The organism is Clostridium taeniosporum, assembly GCF_001735765.2.
In the GTDB taxonomy this organism is placed as follows: domain Bacteria; phylum Bacillota; class Clostridia; order Clostridiales; family Clostridiaceae; genus Clostridium; species Clostridium taeniosporum.
In genome coordinates this window covers 2624594-2644577 of the sequence record NZ_CP017253.2, presented here as the reverse complement: position 1 = coordinate 2644577, position 19984 = coordinate 2624594, and the positions used below count along the sequence as shown (strand labels likewise).

The following is a 19984-nucleotide window of genomic DNA, read 5'->3' as shown; positions in this document are numbered from 1 at the left end:
TTTAATGGCAAATGTAAAAGTAGCAATTAATGGTTTTGGACGTATTGGACGTCTTGCATTTAGACAAATGTTTGGAGCAGAAGGATATGAAGTAGTTGCAATCAACGACTTAACAGATCCTAAGATGTTAGCTCACTTATTAAAATATGATTCATCACAAGGTAGATATGAAGGAACTGTAGAAGTTAAAGATGATTGCATCGTTGTTAACGGAAAAGAAATCAAAATCTACGCTGAAGCTGATGCTTCAAAACTTCCTTGGGGAGAATTAGGAGTAGACGTAGTACTTGAATGTACTGGATTCTATGTATCAAAAGCTAAATCTCAAGCACATATCGATGCAGGTGCTAAGAAAGTTGTTATATCAGCTCCAGCTGGAAACGACCTTCCAACAGTTGTATTCAACGTTAACCAAGATATCTTAACTGCTGAAGATAACATAATATCTGCAGCTTCTTGTACAACTAACTGCTTAGCTCCAATGGCTCAAGCACTTAATGAATTAGCACCAATTCAAACTGGTATTATGTCAACTATCCATGCTTACACTGGAGACCAAATGGTATTAGACGGACCACACAGAAAGGGCGATTTCAGAAGAGCTAGAGCTGCTGCTGTAAATATAGTTCCTAACTCAACTGGTGCTGCTAAAGCTATCGGATTAGTTATCCCAGAATTAAACGGTAAGTTAATCGGTTCTGCACAAAGAGTTCCAGTTCCAACTGGTTCAACTACAATATTAGTTGCTGTAGTTAAAGGAAAAGATCTTACAGTTGAAAAAGTAAACGCTGCTATGAAAGCTGCTTCTAATGAATCATACGGATATACTGAAGAACCATTAGTATCTTCTGATATCGTAGGAATCAAATACGGATCATTATTCGATGCAACTCAAACTATGGTAGCTAAAGTTGATGAAGACACATACCAAGTTCAAGTTGTTTCATGGTATGATAACGAAAATTCATACACTAGCCAAATGGTTAGAACAATCAAATACTTCTCTAACTTCTTAAAATAATTTAAGTTTTTAGTTAAAGTAATTAAAGCATAAATAAGTCTGGTTTTGTAGTATAAGGCTATAAGGCCAGACTATTTTAAAATATTAAAAGATTTAACAATTAGAGGTGAACGAGATGAATTTTAACAAAAAGACAATTGAAGATATTCAAGTAAAAGGTAAAAAGGTCTTAGTTAGATGTGACTTTAATGTACCATTAAAAGATGGTGTTATAACTGATGAAAATAGATTAAATGGAGCTCTTCCTACAATAAAATACTTAGTTGATAATGGAGCACAAGTTATTCTTTGCTCACATATGGGTAAACCAAAGGGAGAACCAAAGCCAGAATTATCTTTAGCTCCAGTTGCTAAAAGATTAAGTGAAATGTTAGGAAAAGAAGTTAAATTTGCTCCAGACAACAATGTTGTAGGAGAAAATGCTAAAGCAGCAGTTGCTGAAATGAAAGATGGAGATGTAGTATTATTAGAAAATACTAGATATAGAAAAGAAGAAACTAAGAATGGTGAAGAATTCTCTAAAGAATTAGCTTCACTTGCTGAAATCTTTGTTAATGACGCATTTGGTACAGCTCATAGAGCTCACTGCTCAACAGTTGGAGTAACTGATTATATTGATACTGCTGTATGTGGATACTTAATTCAAAAAGAATTAAAATTCTTAGGAAATGCAGTTGAAACTCCAGAGAGACCTTTCGTAGCTATATTAGGAGGAGCAAAAGTTTCTGATAAAATAGCTGTTATTAACAATCTTTTAGATAAAGTTAATACTATAATTATAGGTGGAGGAATGGCTTATACATTCTTAAAATCTCAAGGATATGAAATCGGAACTTCATTAGTTGAAGAAGATAGACTTGATTATGCTAAAGAAATGATTGCTAAAGCTGAAGAAAAAGGTGTTAAATTCTTATTACCAGTAGATCATAGAGTTGCAGCAGAATTCAAGGATGTTGAAGCTGTAGTAACAGAAGATCAAAATATTCCATCTGGAAGCATGGGATTAGATATTGGACCAAAGACAGAAAAATTATATGCTGATGCTGTTAAAGATGCTAAGACTGTAATTTGGAATGGACCAATGGGAGTATTCGAATTTGAAAACTTCAATAAAGGAACAATTGAAGTAGCTAAAGCAATGGCTGATTCAAATGCTACTACTATAATTGGTGGTGGAGACTCAGCTGCAGCTGTTAATATACTAGGATTTGGAGATAAGATGACTCACATTTCAACTGGTGGTGGAGCTTCACTTGAATTCTTAGAAGGTAAAGTGTTACCTGGTATAGCTGCATTAAATGATTAATATTAAATAAGTTAATAATAGGTAAAACTTCTTAAAGGAGTTTTACCTTGTTATGTAGAATTAGTTATTGTAAAGTTACATAACTTTATATTTTATTATAATTTTATTATGAGGTGAAAACGATGAGAAAAGCAATTATTGCAGGAAATTGGAAAATGAATAAAACTGTTGATGAAGCAGTAAAAGTGGTAGAAGAATTAAAGCCATTAGTTAAGGATGCTACTTGTGATGTAGTTGTATGTCCAACATTTGTATGTTTAGATGCTGTTAAAAAGGCAGTAGCTGGTTCAAACATAAAAGTTGCAGCTCAAAACATGCACTTTGAAGAAAGTGGTGCATTCACAGGAGAAGTTGCTCCAGGAATGTTAGAAGCTATGGGAATTGAATATGTAGTTTTAGGACACAGTGAAAGAAGAGAATACTTCAATGAAACTGATGAAGCTATAAATAAAAAAGTTAAAGCAGCATTTGCTCATAACATTACTCCAATCGTTTGTTGTGGAGAAACTTTAGAACAAAGAGAAAGTGGAGTTACTGATAATTTCATTGCTTGTCAAATTAAAGTTGATATTGCTGGATTAACTAAAGATCAAGCTGAAAAAGTTGTTATAGCTTACGAACCAATCTGGGCTATTGGAACTGGTAAGACTGCAACTAAAGAACAAGCTAATGAAACAATATTAGCAATCAGAAACGTTGTTACAGAAATGTATGGAAAAGAAGTTGCTGATAAAGTAAGAATTCAATATGGTGGATCAGTTAAACCAAATACAATAAAAGAACAAATGGCTATGTCTGATATAGATGGAGCATTAGTTGGTGGAGCTAGCTTAAAAGCAGAAGATTTTTCTGCAATAGTTAATTACTAAGAACTAATTAAAAGAGGCTATGATTAAATCATGGTCTCTTTTTATATGTAAAATTATTAAATATAAATAAATGATAAAATATAATTTCAGCATCAGTTTTAATAAATAATTTATTACATTAATTATGCTAATTAAAATAGATAAGACTAATTTGATAATGATTATCAAATTAATTATTTATTATAGAGTGATAATATGATAACATATTAGTAAATATTAGCATATTCAATGAAATAAAGAGGTAATAAAAATGTCAACAATAAATGAAAATATAATATATCATGATATAATAGAAAGTATGGTTGCCGCATTAGAGGCTAGAGATCTATATACATCAGGACATTCTACAAGAGTAAGTGATATGACTTATAAATTATGTAAGACTTTAGGAGTATCAGAAGATACATTGGAAATGTATCATATGGCTGCTCATTTGCATGATATAGGAAAAATAGGAGTTTCAGATAATGTTTTAAATAAACAAGGAAAACTAAATACTGAAGAATGGGAAATGATGAAAAGACATCCTGAAATAGGTTTTGAAATTCTTAGTAAAGCTAAAAGTTTGAAAAATATATCTTACATAGTATTACATCATCATGAAAGATGGGATGGAAAAGGATATCCTAGTGGATTAAAACAAAATGAAATTCCTTTAGGAGCTAGAATTATAGCAATTTGTGATTCTATAGATGCAATGAAGACTAATAGACCTTATAGAGATTTATTAAGTGATAAAGAGTGCTTTAATGAAATTTCAAAAAATAGTGGAAGAATGTATGATCCTGAAATTGTAGAGTGTATATTAGATAATTGGAATAATATAGTAACTAAATATTATAAAGATTTATAGATATAATTATAGAATTTTATAAATATTGAGTTACTGCTAAATTTACTTAGATAAAATATTTTTTAACTAGAAAAGCATTAAATAAATCAAAATATGTTTATTAATCTTTAATATATATAATTATAATGATATACATATAAGTTTAATTTAAGATTAAAAGCGAAAATATAATTTTAGAGTTGACTTTTTTTACATTTAAGAATTAAAGGAAAAATATATTTAAAAAAAGAAATTTATATATATTAAGGTATATACATTGTAGTATATATAATCTTGAAGGTTTTACAAGTTGCAATACATTTCAAAAAATAATATAATTAAAATGGTTAAAAATATAGTGAATAAAAGATAATAGTAGTATATTATGATATTTTAATAATAAATCTGGAGGGATAGGAATATGTCAAAAAGACCAGTTATGTTAATGATATTAGATGGTTTTGGAATAGCACCAAAATCAGAAGGAAACGCAGTAAGTTTAGCTAAAAAACCTAATTTTGATAGATTAGTAGCAAATTATCCAACATCAGAATTACAAGCAAGTGGACTAGAAGTTGGACTACCAGAAGGACAAATGGGGAATTCAGAAGTAGGGCATTTAAATATTGGTTCTGGTAGAATAGTATATCAAGAATTAACTAGAATTACTAAAGCTATAAAAGATGGAGATTTCTTTGAAAATGAAGCAATAATGAAAGCTATGAATAATGCTAAAAATAATAATACAGCATTACACTTAATGGGATTATTATCAGATGGTGGAGTTCACTCACATATTCAACATTTAAGAGGACTTTTAGAATTTGCTAAAAAAGAAGGAATTCAAAATGTATATGTTCATGCATTTATGGATGGTAGAGATGTTGCACCATCATCAGGTAAAGAATTTATAGAAAAGACTGAAGCTATGATGGCGGAAATAGGTGTAGGTAAGATAGCAACTATAAGTGGTAGATACTATGCTATGGATAGAGATAACAGATGGGAAAGAATAGAACTTGCTTATAATGCATTAGTATTAGGTAAAGGAGAAACAGCTAATAGTGCAGTTGAAGCAATAGAAAATTCTTACCATGATAATAAAACAGATGAATTTGTTTTACCAACAGTAGTTTTAGAAAATGAAGCTCCAACAGCTACAATTAAAAATGGAGATTCAGTTGTATTCTTTAACTTTAGACCAGATAGAGCGAGAGAAATAACAAGATCTATTAATGATAAAGTATTTGATGGTTTTAAAAGAGAAACTTTAAATCTTACTTTTGTAACTATGACTCAATATGATAAGACTCTAGAAGGTGTTGAAATAGCTTACAAGCCACAAACTTTAGTTAATACTCTTGGTGAATATGTAAGTTCAAAAGGATTAAAGCAGTTGAGAATTGCTGAAACTGAAAAATATGCTCACGTTACATTCTTCTTTAATGGTGGAGTAGAAAAAGAAAATCCAGGAGAAGAAAGAATTGTTATTCCATCACCAAAAGTTGCTACATATGATTTAAAACCAGAAATGAGTGCATACGAAGTAACAGAAGAATTACTAAAGAGATTAGATCCAGATGAATATGATATGGTAATCCTAAATTTTGCTAATCCGGATATGGTTGGACATACAGGGGTTATTCCAGCAGCTGTAAAAGCAATAGAATCTGTTGATGAATGTTTAGGAAAAATTGCTGATAAAATGTTAGAAAAAGATGGATGTTTATTTATAACAGCTGACCATGGTAATGCTGAAACAATGATAGATTTCTCAACAGGAAATCCATTTACTGCTCATACAACTGATCCAGTACCTTTCGTATGGGTTGCAAATGATACTGAAGGAAGAACATTAACAGATGGAAAATTAGCTGATATAGCTCCAACAATGTTAACTAAACTAGGATTAGAAGTTCCAGCTGAAATGACAGGAGAAAATTTAGTAAAAGCTAAATAATAGATAGTTTTAAAAGAGTTTAGAAGATTAATCTACTAAACTCTTTTTTTATGTGAAAAATCATAATATTTTTAAAGATTCTAAAGCAAATATGATTTAATTTGAAGCAAGTATTAGTTAAAAATTAAAAATATTAAATGAATAATTAATGAAAAACTTATAGTAGAATTTTAAAATATATATTGTAAAAAATATTCAAGGTTTTCAACAAAAATTTTCAATTTATCTATTAATTAGTAATTGAAAAGTATGGAACAGTAAATTTGTTTTTGCATAAATTTAGACTTTAGATAATATATTTATAAAAAAGACTTAGGGTTGATGAAATGAAAAAAAATTTTGCTTATTCTGCTGATTTTGATGAAAAGACTGAAAAACTATTTAGAGAAGGAAAATATCTTGGTCAAGGAAATAATGGAATAGTTTATGAACTTCCAGGAAATAAGGTAGTAAAAATTTTTTTAACTCAAAGGGTATGTAAAGATGAGGGAGGAATACTTTATAGAACAAATGGCTCTAAGTATTTTCCTAAACTTTATAAAAGAGGAAAGTTATATGTAGTAAGAGAGATTGTTAATGGAGAAAGATTAGATTATTATATTAAGAAAAATGGATTAAGTAAAAGTTTAATAAAGAAAATATACAATTTGTTAACAGAATTTAAAAGACTTAAATTTACTAAATTAGATACTAGATGTAAAGATATCTTTGTATCAGAAGATGAGAAAATAATGATAATTGATCCTAAAAAAGCATATTCTCGAAAAGTAGATTATCCAAGACATTTAATGAAAGGGTTAAAAAAAATTGGGGTTTTAGATGAATTTCTTGAAGGAATTAAATATATAAATAAGAAAAAAGCAAGTCAATGGAGAATTAAATTTGACAGATATTTTAATAATGAACAATAAAGAATTAAAAGTCTTTAATTTAAATAATTTTTAATTATTTAGATTAAGGGCTTTTTCTAATTTAATATAAAACATTAAATTATTTTTTTTATTAAGAAAATTAAAGTGAAAAGATATAGGTAATTAAGAGTTTTGGGTTACTAAAACTAAAATATCTTCAATTAGTATAACTGCTTAAGATGCTCAGAAAAGTGTTAATATGAGTATAAAAAATTTAATCTACAAAGAACAAAATATCGGAAAAATGTTTTTGAATATTAAGTCTTTATTTTAGTAATAATATTAAGGTAATAAAAAAAATCTTTTCATTTTGTGTTTTATGTATTAAAATGATATTGATAAACATTATCAAATGACATTATAAAACTTGAGGAGGATAATTAAATGAACGATTACTTAGAAATAATAGACGTTGTGGCTAGACAAATATTAGACTCAAGATGTTTTCCAACTGTAGAAGTAGAAGTATATCTTGAAGATGGAACAATGGGAAGAGCAGCAGTGCCATCAGGTGCTTCAACTGGTATGTATGAAGCTGTAGAATTAAGAGATGGTGATAAAGATAAATACTTAGGCAAAGGTGTCTTGACAGCAGTAAAAAATGTTAATGAGACAATTGCAGAAGCATTAATAGGATGTAATGTATTTGATCAACCATATATAGATAAAATGCTTATAGAATTAGATGGAACTAATAATAAAGGAAAGTTAGGTGCTAATGCAATATTAGGAGTATCACTAGCTGTTGCAAATGCCGCTGCAAACGCATTAGGATTATCTTTATATAAATATGTTGGTGGTGTAAATGCAAAAGTTTTACCAGTACCAATGATGAATATAATAAATGGTGGATCACATGCTGATAACTCAGTAGATTTACAAGAATTTATGATTATGCCAGTAGGAGCACCAAGTTTTAGTGAAGCATTAAGAATGTGTGCAGAAGTATATCATACATTAAAAAATACTCTTAAAGAAAAAGGTTATGCTACTGGTCTTGGAGATGAAGGAGGATTTGCTCCTGATTTAAAATCAAATGCAGAAGCTATTGATGTAATTATAGAAGCAATAACTAAGGCTGGATATAAAGCTGGAGAAGATATGTTCATTGCTATAGATGCAGCATCATCTGAATATTATAAAGATGGTAAGTATGTATTAGAAAATGAAGGAAAGACATTAACATCAGCAGAAATGGTCGATTTCTTTGAAGAATGGGTAAATAAATACCCAATTATTTCAATTGAAGATGGTATGGCAGAAGAAGATTGGGAAGGATGGACTTTATTAACTGAAAGACTAGGAAAGAAAGTTCAATTAGTTGGTGATGATTTATTTGTTACTAATACTGAGAGATTAGAAAAAGGAATAGATATTGGAGCAGGAAATTCAATACTTATTAAATTAAATCAAATCGGTACATTAACAGAAACTTTAAATGCAATAGAAATGGCTAATAGAGCAGGATATACAGCAGTTATTTCTCATAGATCTGGAGAAACAGAAGATACTACAATTTCTGATTTAGTTGTTGCAGTTAATGCAGGACAAATAAAGACAGGAGCACCTGCTAGATCTGAAAGAGTTGCAAAATATAATCAATTATTAAGAATAGAAGAAGAATTAGCTGAGGTAGCTGAATACAGAGGAAGAAAAGCATTCTTTAATGTAAAAAAATAATCTATAAAACAAAGTAAAAAAATGATATAGCATCTAATAAAATTAAGAAATAGCTACAATTTTTTTGTAGCTATTTCTTAATTTAATTATTAGTTTACAATTACTGAATACATTATAGAAAGAATTTATTTTGTATAAATATAGAAGCTTTACATTAGTGTAAAGTTGTAATAAAATAAATGTTATGTTACAATTTTAATAAATATGTTATTTTGTAATGAGTTAATTATATAGGAGGGATTACCTATGCAAAGTATGTTAATGGGTATAGAAATACTATTAGGTTTGTTAATAGTAATAACTATATTTATGCAACCTAGTAAAGCGGATGCTTTAAGTGGATTAATACAAGGTGGATCAAAAGATACATTCTTTTCAAAAAATAAAGCAAGAACTAAAGAAGTAATGCTTGTAAGATTAACTTGGATTTTTACAGGATTATTTGCACTTAATACATTAATATTAAATTTTCTTAAATAAAAATAAGGACTACTTTTTGTAAAGTGGTTCTTATTTTTTTTATATGAAAAATTTTTTGTTTACATATAATATATTATATTGTTTTAAGAAATTTTTCATCTATAATTTAATTGGGTCGATCTATAAATAATACATGTTTACTTAAATAAAAATATGAAAACAAAATTATATATTAATAGACAGATAATATGATAATTTATAGTAAATAGACAGATGTAATTATCTTTTTTTATCATAAAATATAAAAAATATACGTAAGAATAAATGATATATATATAAACCAATAAAATATAAGGAGGAGATTATGAATCTATTATACGTTTCGTTAATTGCTGGTTTAATTGCTCTTATTGTTGTATTTTTTTTAGTAAAGGATATTTTGAAAAAAAATCCTGGAAATAAAAAGATGGTTGAAATTTCTGGTTATATTGAAGAAGGAGCAATGGCATTTTTAAAAAAGGAATATTCTTATTTATGCGTATTTATAATAGTAGTTGCCATTGCCATATTATTATTTTTAAATTATAGAACAGCAATAGCATTTGTAGTTGGTACATTATTTTCAATAACAGCAGGGTATATTGGTATGAGAATAGCTGTAAAATCAAATGTTAGAACTACAGAAGCAGCTAAAAGTGGAATAAAAGAAGCTTTATCAGTTGCTTTTTCAGGTGGAACAGTAATGGGCTTATGTGTAGTAGGCCTAGGCATAACTGGATTGAGTATTTTTTCAATTGCATTTGATTTAAATGTAGAGTATATAACTGGATTTGGATTAGGTGCATCGTCTATTGCTTTATTTGCGAGAGTTGGTGGCGGAATTTATACAAAAGCAGCTGATGTAGGAGCTGATTTAGTTGGGAAAGTTGAAGCTGGTATTCCAGAAGATGATCCAAGAAATCCAGCAGTTATAGCTGATAATGTTGGAGATAATGTTGGAGATGTAGCTGGTATGGGAGCAGATTTATTTGAATCTTATGTAGGTTCAATTATATCTGCATTAACTTTAGGAACTGCATTAGCTAGTACATTAGGAAAAGAAATAGTAATTTTTCCGTTAGTTTTATCATCAATAGGAATAATAGCATCATTAATAGGAATTATATTTGTAAAAGGATATAAAGGAGATAACCCACAAAAAGCTTTAAATTTAGGTAGTACAATTTCAGGGGTAATAGTTTTAATAGCAGGGTTTATAGCTTGTAAATACTTAGTTGGAAATTATAAAATATTTTTACCTGTAATAGCAGGATTGCTTGTAGGGTTGATAATAGGTAAAATTACAGAATATTATACTTCAGCTGATTATAAGTATGTTAAATTTATAGCAAATGAATCAGAGACTGGACCTGCAACGAATATAATCGCTGGATTATCTGTAGGAATGAGGTCTACAGTTATTCCAATATTATTAATTGCTATAGGAATAATAATATCATTTTTTGCTATAGGGGGATCTAGAGATACTGCTTTGGGTTTATATGGTATATCATTAGCAGCTGTAGGAATGTTATCAACAACAGCAATAACTGTTGCAGTTGATGCATATGGTCCAATAGCAGATAACGCTGGTGGAATAGCAGAAATGTGTGAACTAGATGAAAGTATTAGAGAAATAACAGATAAGCTAGATTCTGTTGGTAATACTACAGCAGCAATTGGAAAAGGATTTGCTATAGGTTCAGCTGCACTTACTGCATTAGCACTTTTTGCATCATATTCACAAATAGTAAAATTAGAGACTATAAACTTACTTAATCCATTGACATTAGTTGGAATTTTTATTGGCGGTATGTTGCCATTCTTATTTGGAGCATTGACAATGGAATCAGTAGGAAAAGCTGCAACACAAATGGTAGAAGAAGTAAGAAGACAATTTAAAGAAAATGATGGAATATTAAAGGGAACTCAAAAACCTGATTATTCAAAGTGTGTTGCAATATCAACAAATGCAGCGTTGAAAGAAATGATAATTCCAGGATTATTAGCAATATTAGTACCATTATTAGTAGGTATTTTATTAGGAACAGAAGCTTTAGCAGGCTTAATCGGTGGAGGAGTAGTTACTGGTGTTATGCTTGCAATTATGATGGCTAATGCAGGTGGTGCATGGGATAATGCTAAGAAGTATATTGAAAGTGGAGTACATGGAGGAAAAGGTAGTGATGCACATAAAGCAGGAGTTGTTGGAGATACAGTTGGAGATCCATTCAAAGATACATCAGGACCGTCTATGAATATTTTAATAAAACTTATGACAATAGTTTCAGTAGTATTTGCTCCTGTAATATTGAAATATGGTGGTGTTTTGATAGATTTATTTATTAAATAAATAGTATATTTTAAAATAATAATGTAATAAGACATATGAAAATAAATAAGAAGTTAAAGATGCAACGTACATTTTCTGAAATACAATGACTTGAATTCTGCTAATAGTTATGCTATTAGTAGGTTCCAAGGAAGAAGTAGTTCACAAAATAAACTAGCAGACTGACTAGTTATTTATTTGAATGTGTCTAATTATAAATAGGAAGACTGCAAATTAGATTTAACTAAAAATTAATAATTTGCAGTTTTTTCTTTTATAATAAAATAAATTTAAGCTTATAAGCAAATACTAAATATAAATATAATTATAAAAAATATATATTATAAAATGTTATTATGGTACTATATACTTAATATAATAGAAATATTTACTATCAGTTAATATAACAGGAGGAAATGTCATGACAATAAAAGAAACATTATTAAGTTTTATGAGAGAACCAGCATACAATCCAATGACTATTGAAGACTTGGCTCTTGTTTTTGATATAAAATCACATGAATATGGTGATTTTAAAAAGATACTAAAAGTTATGGAAAATGAAGGCTTGATTTCAACAACTAAAAATAATAAATATATTATAGCAGAAAGCGTAGGGTTAATTATAGGAAAACTCCAAACACACTCAAAGGGATTTGGTTTTCTTATACCAGATGCAGAAGGAGAAAAAGATGTCTTTATTCCAAGCTCATGCATGAAGGGAGCAATAAATGGAGATAGGGTACAGGTTCAAATAACTAGAGAAAATTCAAATACTAAAAAAAGAGAAGGGCAAGTAGTTAAAATTCTTGAAAGAAATACTACTAAAATAGTTGGAATATATGAAGATAGTAAAAATTTTGGATTTGTTGTTTCAGAAGATACAAGAATAACTCAAGATATATTTATATCTAAGAAAGATAGAAATGGTGCCGAAGATGGGGATGTAGTTATAGTAGAAATAACTAAATGGCCTGACAGAAAAAGAAGTCCAGAAGGAATAATAAAAGATATATTGGGCAAAAAAGGTGATAAAGGTATTGATATTTTAACTATAATAAGAAAATTTGGCTTACCTGAAGCGTTTAGTAAAAAGGTCTTAAAATTTGCTGATCAAATACCTGAAACTATAAGTGATGAAGAATGTAAAAGAAGAACAGATTTAAGAAATATTAGAATGGTAACTATAGATGGTGAGGATGCTAAAGATTTAGATGATGCTGTATCTATAGAAAAATTAGAAGATGGAACATTTAAATTAGGAGTACACATTGCAGATGTTACTCATTATGTTAGAGAAAATAATATATTAGATAAAGAAGCTTTAAAAAGAGGTACTTCTGTATATTTAATAGATAGAGTTATTCCTATGTTACCAAAACAATTGTCTAATGGTATATGTTCATTAAATCCAAAGGTTGATAGATTAGCATTAAGTTGTTTTATGATAATAAATAATAAGGGAAAAGTTATAGATCATGAAATTATGGAAAGTGTTATTAAAACAAATGAAAGAATGACTTATACTGATGTAACTAAGATATTAAGAGATCATGATGAAGAGTTAATAAAAAGATATGATTATCTTTATGAAGACTTTAAATCAATGGAAGAGCTATGTATTATATTAAGAAATAAAAGAATGAGAAGGGGAGCCATTGATTTTGAATTTGAAGAATCAAAGATAATATTAGATGAAATGGGTAAACCTATAGATATAAAACCTTATGAACGTGAAATTGCTAATAGAATTATAGAAGAATTTATGTTAGTTTGTAATGAAACAGTTGCGGAGCATATGTTCTGGAGTAAATTACCATTTGTATATAGAGTTCATGAAAATCCAGATGAAGAAAAGTTAACTAAATTTAAAGAATTTATATATAATTTAGGATATACATTTAACTGGAATGAAGAAGTAAATCCTAGCACATTCCAAAATATATTAGAAGAAGTTAAGGGTAAGAAAGAAGAGACTGTTGTAAGTACATTATTATTAAGATCAATGATGCAAGCTCGCTATGCTCCAGAATGTATAGGACACTTTGGGTTAGCAGCGCAGTATTACTGTCACTTTACATCTCCAATAAGAAGATATCCAGATTTACAAATTCATAGAATAATAAAAGAGTATCTAAATAAAGAAATTGACGAATCAAGACATAAGAAATTAATTCCTATAGTTGATGTAGCAGCAAAACAATCATCAGAAAAGGAAAGAGTTGCTCAAGAAGCAGAAAGAGAAGTTGATGATTTAAAGAAAGCTGAATATATGCTTGATAAGATAGGAGAAGAATTTGATGGAATGATATCTTCAGTTACATCTTTTGGCATATTTGTTGAATTACCTAACACAATTGAAGGATTAGTCCATGTTACAGAATTAGATGATGATTATTATGTATTTGATGAAGCACATCTTTCATTAGTTGGAGAAAGAACTAAAAGTACTTATAAACTTGGTGATGATGTAAGAGTAAGATGTGTTAGAGTAGATCTGGATAATAGAGAAGTTTATTTTAAATTAATATTAGCAGAGAATGAAGAAAAAAATGATGAAGAGGAAAATGAAGATAGTAAAGAATTTATAGAAGAAGTATTGTCTTCAGAAGAAGAGCCCATTCTTAATTAAATACTATTCATTGATTAAAAATATTAGTTATATTATAATTTTATATAAGTTAGTATTAAACCTAAATTATGCATTAAAATTTATAATTATGTGTGGGTGATTAAATGGTAAGAAAAAAAAATTCAAATACTTTAGCTGAAAATAGAAAAGCAAGGCATGATTATTTTGTTGAAGAAACTATTGAAGCTGGTATTGCATTAGTTGGTACTGAGGTAAAATCTATTAGAAATGGTAGAGTTAATTTAAAAGAATCTTATGCGGATATAAAAAATGGAGAAATTTTCATATTAAGTATGCATATAAGTCCATATGAACAAGGAAATATATTTAATGTTGATCCATTAAGAGAAAAAAAGTTACTATTACACAAGGCTGAAATTGCTAAATTAGCGGGTTTAGTATCTAGAGAAGGATATACTTTAATACCATTAGCATTATATTTAAAGCAGGGAAAAGTTAAAGTATCCCTAGGAATTTGTAAAGGTAAAAAAGATTACGATAAGAGAAATTCCATGTTAGAAAAGGCTCATAATAGAGAAATGCAAAGAGCTATGAAAGAAAGAAATAGATATTAGTAAAAAACTAGTTTAATGATGTTTTCATTAAGCTAGTTTTTTTATTTTACAGGTAAACCTACAAATTAAATATATACATTTAAGTAAATTAATAACAAAGACAACTTCAAAAAAATGTTAAATTGGTGTATATTTATAGTATGGATATAAAATCTGAACAGGGGGAATAGAGATGTATAAGATAGTTAGTAAAAGGGAGCTTACAAATAATATATTTTTAATGGATATAGAAGCTCCAAGAGTAGCAAAATCAGCAAAACCTGGTCAATTCATAATAATAAAAAATGATGAAAAAGGTGAAAGAATTCCTTTAACTATTGCAGATTATGATAGTAAAAAAGGAACAGTAACAATAGTTTTTCAAACTGTTGGGAAAAGTACAAAAGAATTAGCACAATATAAAGTTAATGATTATGTAAGTGATTTTGTTGGACCATTAGGACAACCAAGTGAATTTATTCATGAAGAATTAGAAGAATTAAAAAAGAAAAAAATTATTTTTGTAGCAGGTGGAGTTGGAGCAGCACCGGTTTATCCACAAGTTAAATGGATGCGAGAAAATGGTATTGATGTAGATGTAATAATTGGTGCTAGAAATAAAGAACTGTTAATATTAGAAGAAGAAATGAAAGCTGTAGCTGGGAATTTATATATATCAACTGATGATGGAAGTTATGGATTTAATGGTAGAGTTACTGATTGTCTAAGTAATTTAGTTGAAAAAGGAAATAAATATGATCATGCAGTGGTTATTGGGCCTATGATAATGATGAAATTTATGGCTGTATTAACTAAAAAGCTTGGTATAAAAACAACTGTAAGTTTAAATCCTGTAATGGTAGATGGCACAGGAATGTGTGGTGCTTGTAGAGTTACTGTTGGTGGAGAAGTTAAATTTGCTTGTGTTGATGGACCAGAATTTGATGGACATTTAGTTGATTTTGATGAATCAATGAGAAGGCAAGCTATGTATAAGACAGAAGAAGGTAGAGAACAATTAAAGATTGAAGAAGGAGATACGCATAGTCATGGTGGCTGTGGTTGTGGAGGTGATAAGTAATGGATATGAAAGATAGAATGGTTAAAGTTCCTGTAAGAGAACAGGATGCAAAAGTTAGAGCAACAAATTTTGAAGAGGTATGTTTAGGATACAATGAGGAAGAAGCTAAAAAAGAAGCTTCAAGATGTTTAAATTGTAAAAATCCCAAATGTGTAGAAGGGTGTCCAGTATCTATAAATATTCCAAGATTTATTTCACATGTTAAAGATGGAAAGTTTGAAGAAGCTGCAAAAGAAATAGCTAAGTATAGTGCACTTCCAGCTGTTTGTGGTAGAGTATGTCCTCAAGAAAGTCAATGTGAAGGTAGATGTGTACTTGGAATAAAAGGAGATTCAGTATCAATTGGTAAATTAGAAAGATTTACAGCAGATTGGTCAGCTGAACATAATATTGATTTGAGTAAAACTGCTCCTTCAAATGGTAAAAAAGTTGCAGTAATAGGAAGTGGTCCATCAGGATTAACTTGTGCTGGTGATTTAGCAAAAAAAGGATATGATGTTACTATATTTGAAGCACTTCATAAAGCAGGTGGAGTTTTAGAATATGGTATTCCGGAATTTAGATTGCCTAAAGAGAAAGTTGTAAAAAATGAAGTTGAAAATATTAAAAAGTTAGGTGTGAAAATTGAAACTAACGTTATAATAGGTAAAACTATAACTATAGATGAACTTTTTAAAGATGAAAAATTTGAAGCTGTGTTTATAGGTTCAGGAGCAGGACTTCCTAAATTTATGGGAATACAAGGTGAAAATGCAAATGGAGTATTTTCAGCAAATGAATTTTTAACAAGAGTTAATTTAATGAAAGCATATTTAGATGAATATGATACTCCTGTTAAGAATGGTAAAAAAGTTGCTGTAGTTGGTGGTGGAAATGTTGCTATGGATGCAGCTAGAACTGCATTAAGGCTTGGAGCAGAAAGTCATATAGTTTATAGAAGAAGTGAATCAGAACTTCCCGCAAGAGTTGAAGAAGTACATCATGCCAAAGAAGAAGGAATAATATTTGATTTATTAACTAATCCAAAAGAAATTTTAACTGATGAAAATGGATGGGTAAAAGGAATGAGATGTGTAAAAATGGAACTTGGAGAGGCAGATGCTTCTGGTAGAAGAAGACCAATGGAAATTAAAGGCTCTGAATTTATTATGGATGTTGATACAGTAATAATGTCCCTTGGAACATCACCAAATCCATTAATTTCTTCAACAACTGAAGGTTTAGAAATTAACAAATGGAAATGTATAGTTGCTGATGATAATGGTTTAACTACTAAAGAAGGAGTTTATGCAGGAGGAGATGCTGTTACAGGAGCTGCAACAGTAATACTTGCAATGGGAGCTGGTAAAAAAGCAGCAGAAGCTATAGATGAATATTTACAAAGCAAATAAACATCTAGCAAAATAAAGAAAGGTTGTATTAAATTATTGTTATTTTATTTTTTTAGAGTGTTCATTAAAGTATGAATCCTTCTTACAAGTAAAATTAAAAGATAATATTAGAATATAAGTTTAAATCTACCAAATATTTAATTAAATAATTAAAAAATCTCTATAGATATAAACCTATAGAGATTTTTTAAAACTTCAAATTATGAAAGTTTTATAATTTATTTTATGCATATAGTCTATGTTAATTAAAATACTTGACTTGTGCATTGATTTAAGAAAATTTACCATTGGTTTATAATTCATATTTTACCAAAAGAAAAATTATATAAAAAAGTAGCATATAAACCTCAAACATGCTAGATTTATTGTTGCAAAACTAAAACCTAAGGAGATTTATATGCCGACAACAATATTAAACCAAAACGAATTTATTAGCAACTATATTTTAGAGTTAAATATTCCATATTCTTCTGCGTTAAAGAATCATATGGTAAATTTAACATCTGGAATAATCGTAACCGAAGGAAATAAGACTATTTCTTCAGCTTACAATAAGATTACATCTAACCGACACAGAAGTACTGGTTCAAGATTCCTAAGTTCATATTCATGGAATCATGAATATGTTACGGAAGAATGCATATTTCATGCAATCTCTGAAATTTCCAATACTTGTGAAGATAGTGATGTTGGATTCCTAATTATTGATGATACCTTGAGTAAGAAAAATACTTCAAGTAAAAAAATTGAAGGTTTAGATTTTCACAATTCTCATGCTGATGGTAACAAACCGAAGTGGTCTCACTGCTTAGTTACATCCCACTATAAGATTAATGATTATTCTATACCTCTGAATTTCAAACAATATCACCGAAAGGAATCTAGTAAAAAGCTATCTAAAAAATTTCTAGATAAAAATGAACTTGCAATGGAACTAATAAATGAATTTGCTCCTGCAACTAAAAACAACTATTTATTAGTTGATTCATGGTATACTTCAGCAAAAATTTTGCTTCACGGTTTAATAAATGGTTGTCACACTATCGGTAGAATAAAATCTAACAGAGTGATATATCCTGCTGGCATTAAAACAAATGTAAAAGAGTTTTCTTCATACATTAGAACTAATGAAACTAGCTTAGTTACCGCTAGTAACAACAAGTACTACGTTTATAGATATGAAGGAAAACTCAACGATATAGAAAATGCCGTTGTACTTATAAGCTGGACTAAAAGTGATTTATCTGATAAGCCAGCATTCATTATAAGTACTGATGTTTCACTTGATAATAAAACAATAATTTCATACTACGAAAAGCGTTGGGATATTGAAGTAAGTTATAGATATCATAAAACAGCTCTTGGTTTTGATGAATTTCAAATTCAATCTTTAGAATCAATACATAGATATTGGAGTATGATATTTTTAACGTATACTTTCCTTGAGCTTTTCAGAGTTAAATATGGTAAATTATATAAATTGAAAAATATCGGTGATGTAATATTACACTTCCGAAACAACTATTTGGTAAAAATAGTTGCTTTTGCACATGAATGTGCAGATAACGGGATTAATCTAGAGTCTACTATTTCCAAATTAGGACTAGTAGCTTAAATTTTTCCTATTTACTGCACAAGTCTAGTAAAATAGATTAATACGCATTTAATTTAGATTTGAACTAAAAATAATTGATCATTTAAAGAATGTTTATTTTTTACATAAATGATCTTGAACATTCATTAAAGCTTCTCCAAATCTTTGATAGTGTACTACTTCTCTCTCTCTTAAGAATTTTAAAATATCTTTAATATCTTGTTCATCAGTTAATTGAATTAAATGCTCATAAGTTGCTCTAGCTTTTTGTTCTGCTGCCATATCTTCATGTAAATCTGCAATTACATCACCTTTTGCTTGTATATAAGTTGCAGTCCAAGGGTTTCCTGTAGCATCTGTATAAAATGGTGCTTTACCATGATCAACATAATGTCCTCCAAGACCAGCTTCTTTAAGTTCATCTAATGTAGCGTTTTCCATAAGTTGATAAACCATTGTAGCAATCATCTCTACATGTCCCATTTCTTCTGTACCTATATCTGTAAGTAATCCTTTAGATTTTCCAGTAGGCATAGTATAACGTTGATTTAAATATCTAAGAGCAGCACCTAATTCTCCATCAGGGCCACCATATTGAGAAATAAGATATTTTGCCATAGTAAGATCTTTGCATTTTAAATTTATTGGATATTGCAATGTTTTAACATAATACCACATAAGTTAATATTCCCTCCTAATTTTCTTTTTCCCAAGGCCAAGGTTTTTCTACCCAAGCATGAGGATTTTCTTTAACAGAAGTACCAAAATTGGTTAAAGGAGCAAAGTTTTTTTCATATTCATTGATTAAACAAGTTAATTTAGATGATACTATATCATAGTCTTTTTTTGCATCCTCATTATCAGGAAAATTATCAAGGAATAAATTTAGATCAATAGCAGAAAATTGATAAATCATTATACTATCTAATAAGTCTTTTTCATACATAATATATTACCTCCTTAGCAGTTATATTTTTTATTTTCATTATAGGGTTTATAAAGATCTTTAAAAATAGTTCCTTTTTTAAATCCATCTACACAAGTGAATAAATTTTCATAACATTGAGGTAATATATATGCACGCGCATATTCTTTTAATTTAAAGTTATACATGTTATACATGAAATATTTTATCCTTTCATTTTGATTGCTCAATAAATATTATATGCATATGCATTCGTAAAGTGATTTTTTTATTATTTAAGAAATTATATCGTTGGAAGGTTTGTAGATAACCTATATATATATATAAATATTAATTTTATCTTAAATAACTGAACATCTGCTTAACAATCCTATTATTAAGTAGATGTTTTTTGTATAATTAACATATAATATAAAATGGTAAGATTTATGGATCAT

At 28.7% G+C, this 19984-nt stretch carries 17 protein-coding genes; 14 read left to right on the top strand and 3 right to left on the bottom strand.

Annotated features, from left to right (window positions below; all coding sequences use genetic code 11):
- The first annotated feature begins 4 nt into the window (after nucleotides 1–4).
- From gap to BGI42_RS12080, 14 genes are all read left to right on the top strand, one after another.
- Nucleotides 5–1021, top strand: coding sequence for a type I glyceraldehyde-3-phosphate dehydrogenase (gap, locus tag BGI42_RS12145; protein ID WP_069680547.1), 1017 nt, complete (start codon nucleotides 5–7; stop codon nucleotides 1019–1021).
- 115 nt (nucleotides 1022–1136) lie between these two features.
- Nucleotides 1137–2327: a phosphoglycerate kinase gene (locus tag BGI42_RS12140; RefSeq protein ID WP_069680546.1), complete on the top strand. Its 1191-nt coding sequence runs from the start codon at nucleotides 1137–1139 to the stop codon at nucleotides 2325–2327.
- Nucleotides 2328–2449: 122 nt separating this feature from the next.
- Nucleotides 2450–3196: a triose-phosphate isomerase gene (gene tpiA / locus BGI42_RS12135; protein WP_069680545.1), complete on the top strand. Its 747-nt coding sequence runs from the start codon at nucleotides 2450–2452 to the stop codon at nucleotides 3194–3196.
- A 250-nt stretch (nucleotides 3197–3446) separates the two neighbouring features.
- The gene (locus tag BGI42_RS12130) at nucleotides 3447–4049 is read left to right on the top strand and encodes an HD-GYP domain-containing protein (RefSeq protein ID WP_069680544.1); all 603 of its coding nucleotides are present in this window, start codon (nucleotides 3447–3449) and stop codon (nucleotides 4047–4049) included.
- Nucleotides 4050–4449: 400 nt separating this feature from the next.
- Nucleotides 4450–5988 carry a 2,3-bisphosphoglycerate-independent phosphoglycerate mutase gene (gene gpmI / locus BGI42_RS12125; RefSeq protein WP_069680543.1) on the top strand — a complete coding sequence of 513 codons (1539 nt, stop codon included), beginning with the start codon at nucleotides 4450–4452 and terminating at the stop codon, nucleotides 5986–5988.
- 326 nt (nucleotides 5989–6314) lie between these two features.
- Nucleotides 6315–6899 carry a protein kinase gene (locus BGI42_RS12120; protein WP_069680542.1) on the top strand — a complete coding sequence of 195 codons (585 nt, stop codon included), beginning with the start codon at nucleotides 6315–6317 and terminating at the stop codon, nucleotides 6897–6899.
- Nucleotides 6900–7283: 384 nt separating this feature from the next.
- The gene (eno, locus tag BGI42_RS12115; RefSeq protein ID WP_069680541.1) at nucleotides 7284–8579 is read left to right on the top strand and encodes a phosphopyruvate hydratase; all 1296 of its coding nucleotides are present in this window, start codon (nucleotides 7284–7286) and stop codon (nucleotides 8577–8579) included.
- 246 nt (nucleotides 8580–8825) lie between these two features.
- Entirely contained in the window at nucleotides 8826–9059 is a 234-nt protein-coding gene (gene secG, locus BGI42_RS12110; protein ID WP_069680540.1) for a preprotein translocase subunit SecG, read from the top strand.
- 304 nt (nucleotides 9060–9363) lie between these two features.
- Nucleotides 9364–11391, top strand: coding sequence for a sodium-translocating pyrophosphatase (locus BGI42_RS12105; protein ID WP_069680539.1), 2028 nt, complete (start codon nucleotides 9364–9366; stop codon nucleotides 11389–11391).
- 400 nt (nucleotides 11392–11791) lie between these two features.
- Nucleotides 11792–14002, top strand: coding sequence for a ribonuclease R (rnr, locus tag BGI42_RS12100; protein WP_069680538.1), 2211 nt, complete (start codon nucleotides 11792–11794; stop codon nucleotides 14000–14002).
- 104 nt (nucleotides 14003–14106) lie between these two features.
- Entirely contained in the window at nucleotides 14107–14577 is a 471-nt protein-coding gene (gene smpB / locus BGI42_RS12095; RefSeq protein WP_069680537.1) for an SsrA-binding protein SmpB, read from the top strand.
- 172 nt (nucleotides 14578–14749) lie between these two features.
- Nucleotides 14750–15637, top strand: coding sequence for a sulfide/dihydroorotate dehydrogenase-like FAD/NAD-binding protein (locus BGI42_RS12090; protein ID WP_069680536.1), 888 nt, complete (start codon nucleotides 14750–14752; stop codon nucleotides 15635–15637).
- Nucleotides 15637–17028: an NADPH-dependent glutamate synthase gene (gltA, locus tag BGI42_RS12085; RefSeq protein WP_069680535.1), complete on the top strand. Its 1392-nt coding sequence runs from the start codon at nucleotides 15637–15639 to the stop codon at nucleotides 17026–17028. Before BGI42_RS12090 ends, gltA begins: the two co-directional genes overlap by 1 nt.
- Nucleotides 17029–17425: 397 nt before the next feature.
- Complete coding sequence (locus BGI42_RS12080) at nucleotides 17426–18643, top strand: IS701 family transposase (RefSeq protein WP_069679528.1); 1218 nt, start codon at nucleotides 17426–17428, stop codon at nucleotides 18641–18643.
- 93 nt (nucleotides 18644–18736) lie between these two features.
- Here the strand turns inward: BGI42_RS12080 and BGI42_RS12075 are convergent, their stop codons facing one another.
- The 3 genes from BGI42_RS12075 to BGI42_RS12065 are packed head-to-tail and all read right to left on the bottom strand — an operon-like array spanning nucleotide 18737 to nucleotide 19735.
- Entirely contained in the window at nucleotides 18737–19300 is a 564-nt protein-coding gene (locus BGI42_RS12075) for a manganese catalase family protein (protein ID WP_069680534.1), read from the bottom strand.
- A 16-nt stretch (nucleotides 19301–19316) separates the two neighbouring features.
- On the bottom strand, nucleotides 19317–19568 hold the full coding sequence (locus BGI42_RS12070; protein WP_069680533.1) for a spore coat protein CotJB: 252 nt from the start codon (nucleotides 19566–19568) through the stop codon (nucleotides 19317–19319).
- Nucleotides 19569–19582: 14 nt separating this feature from the next.
- The gene (locus BGI42_RS12065; RefSeq protein ID WP_242984769.1) at nucleotides 19583–19735 is read right to left on the bottom strand and encodes a spore coat associated protein CotJA; all 153 of its coding nucleotides are present in this window, start codon (nucleotides 19733–19735) and stop codon (nucleotides 19583–19585) included.
- Between the last annotated feature and the right edge of the window lie 249 nt (nucleotides 19736–19984).

Bases quoted from the DNA above. Each gene is read 5' to 3' on its own strand.
- gap (WP_069680547.1), top strand. From the start codon at position 5: ATGGCAAATGTAAAAGTAGCAATTAATGGTTTTGGACGTATTGGACGT.
- BGI42_RS12140 (WP_069680546.1), top strand. From the start codon at position 1,137: ATGAATTTTAACAAAAAGACAATTGAAGATATTCAAGTAAAAGGTAAA.
- tpiA (WP_069680545.1), top strand. From the start codon at position 2,450: ATGAGAAAAGCAATTATTGCAGGAAATTGGAAAATGAATAAAACTGTT.
- BGI42_RS12130 (WP_069680544.1), top strand. From the start codon at position 3,447: ATGTCAACAATAAATGAAAATATAATATATCATGATATAATAGAAAGT.
- gpmI (WP_069680543.1), top strand. From the start codon at position 4,450: ATGTCAAAAAGACCAGTTATGTTAATGATATTAGATGGTTTTGGAATA.
- BGI42_RS12120 (WP_069680542.1), top strand. From the start codon at position 6,315: ATGAAAAAAAATTTTGCTTATTCTGCTGATTTTGATGAAAAGACTGAA.
- eno (WP_069680541.1), top strand. From the start codon at position 7,284: ATGAACGATTACTTAGAAATAATAGACGTTGTGGCTAGACAAATATTA.
- secG (WP_069680540.1), top strand. From the start codon at position 8,826: ATGCAAAGTATGTTAATGGGTATAGAAATACTATTAGGTTTGTTAATA.
- BGI42_RS12105 (WP_069680539.1), top strand. From the start codon at position 9,364: ATGAATCTATTATACGTTTCGTTAATTGCTGGTTTAATTGCTCTTATT.
- rnr (WP_069680538.1), top strand. From the start codon at position 11,792: ATGACAATAAAAGAAACATTATTAAGTTTTATGAGAGAACCAGCATAC.
- smpB (WP_069680537.1), top strand. From the start codon at position 14,107: ATGGTAAGAAAAAAAAATTCAAATACTTTAGCTGAAAATAGAAAAGCA.
- BGI42_RS12090 (WP_069680536.1), top strand. From the start codon at position 14,750: ATGTATAAGATAGTTAGTAAAAGGGAGCTTACAAATAATATATTTTTA.
- gltA (WP_069680535.1), top strand. From the start codon at position 15,637: ATGGATATGAAAGATAGAATGGTTAAAGTTCCTGTAAGAGAACAGGAT.
- BGI42_RS12080 (WP_069679528.1), top strand. From the start codon at position 17,426: ATGCCGACAACAATATTAAACCAAAACGAATTTATTAGCAACTATATT.
- BGI42_RS12075 (WP_069680534.1), bottom strand. From the start codon at position 19,300: ATGTGGTATTATGTTAAAACATTGCAATATCCAATAAATTTAAAATGC.
- BGI42_RS12070 (WP_069680533.1), bottom strand. From the start codon at position 19,568: ATGTATGAAAAAGACTTATTAGATAGTATAATGATTTATCAATTTTCT.
- BGI42_RS12065 (WP_242984769.1), bottom strand. From the start codon at position 19,735: ATGTATAACTTTAAATTAAAAGAATATGCGCGTGCATATATATTACCT.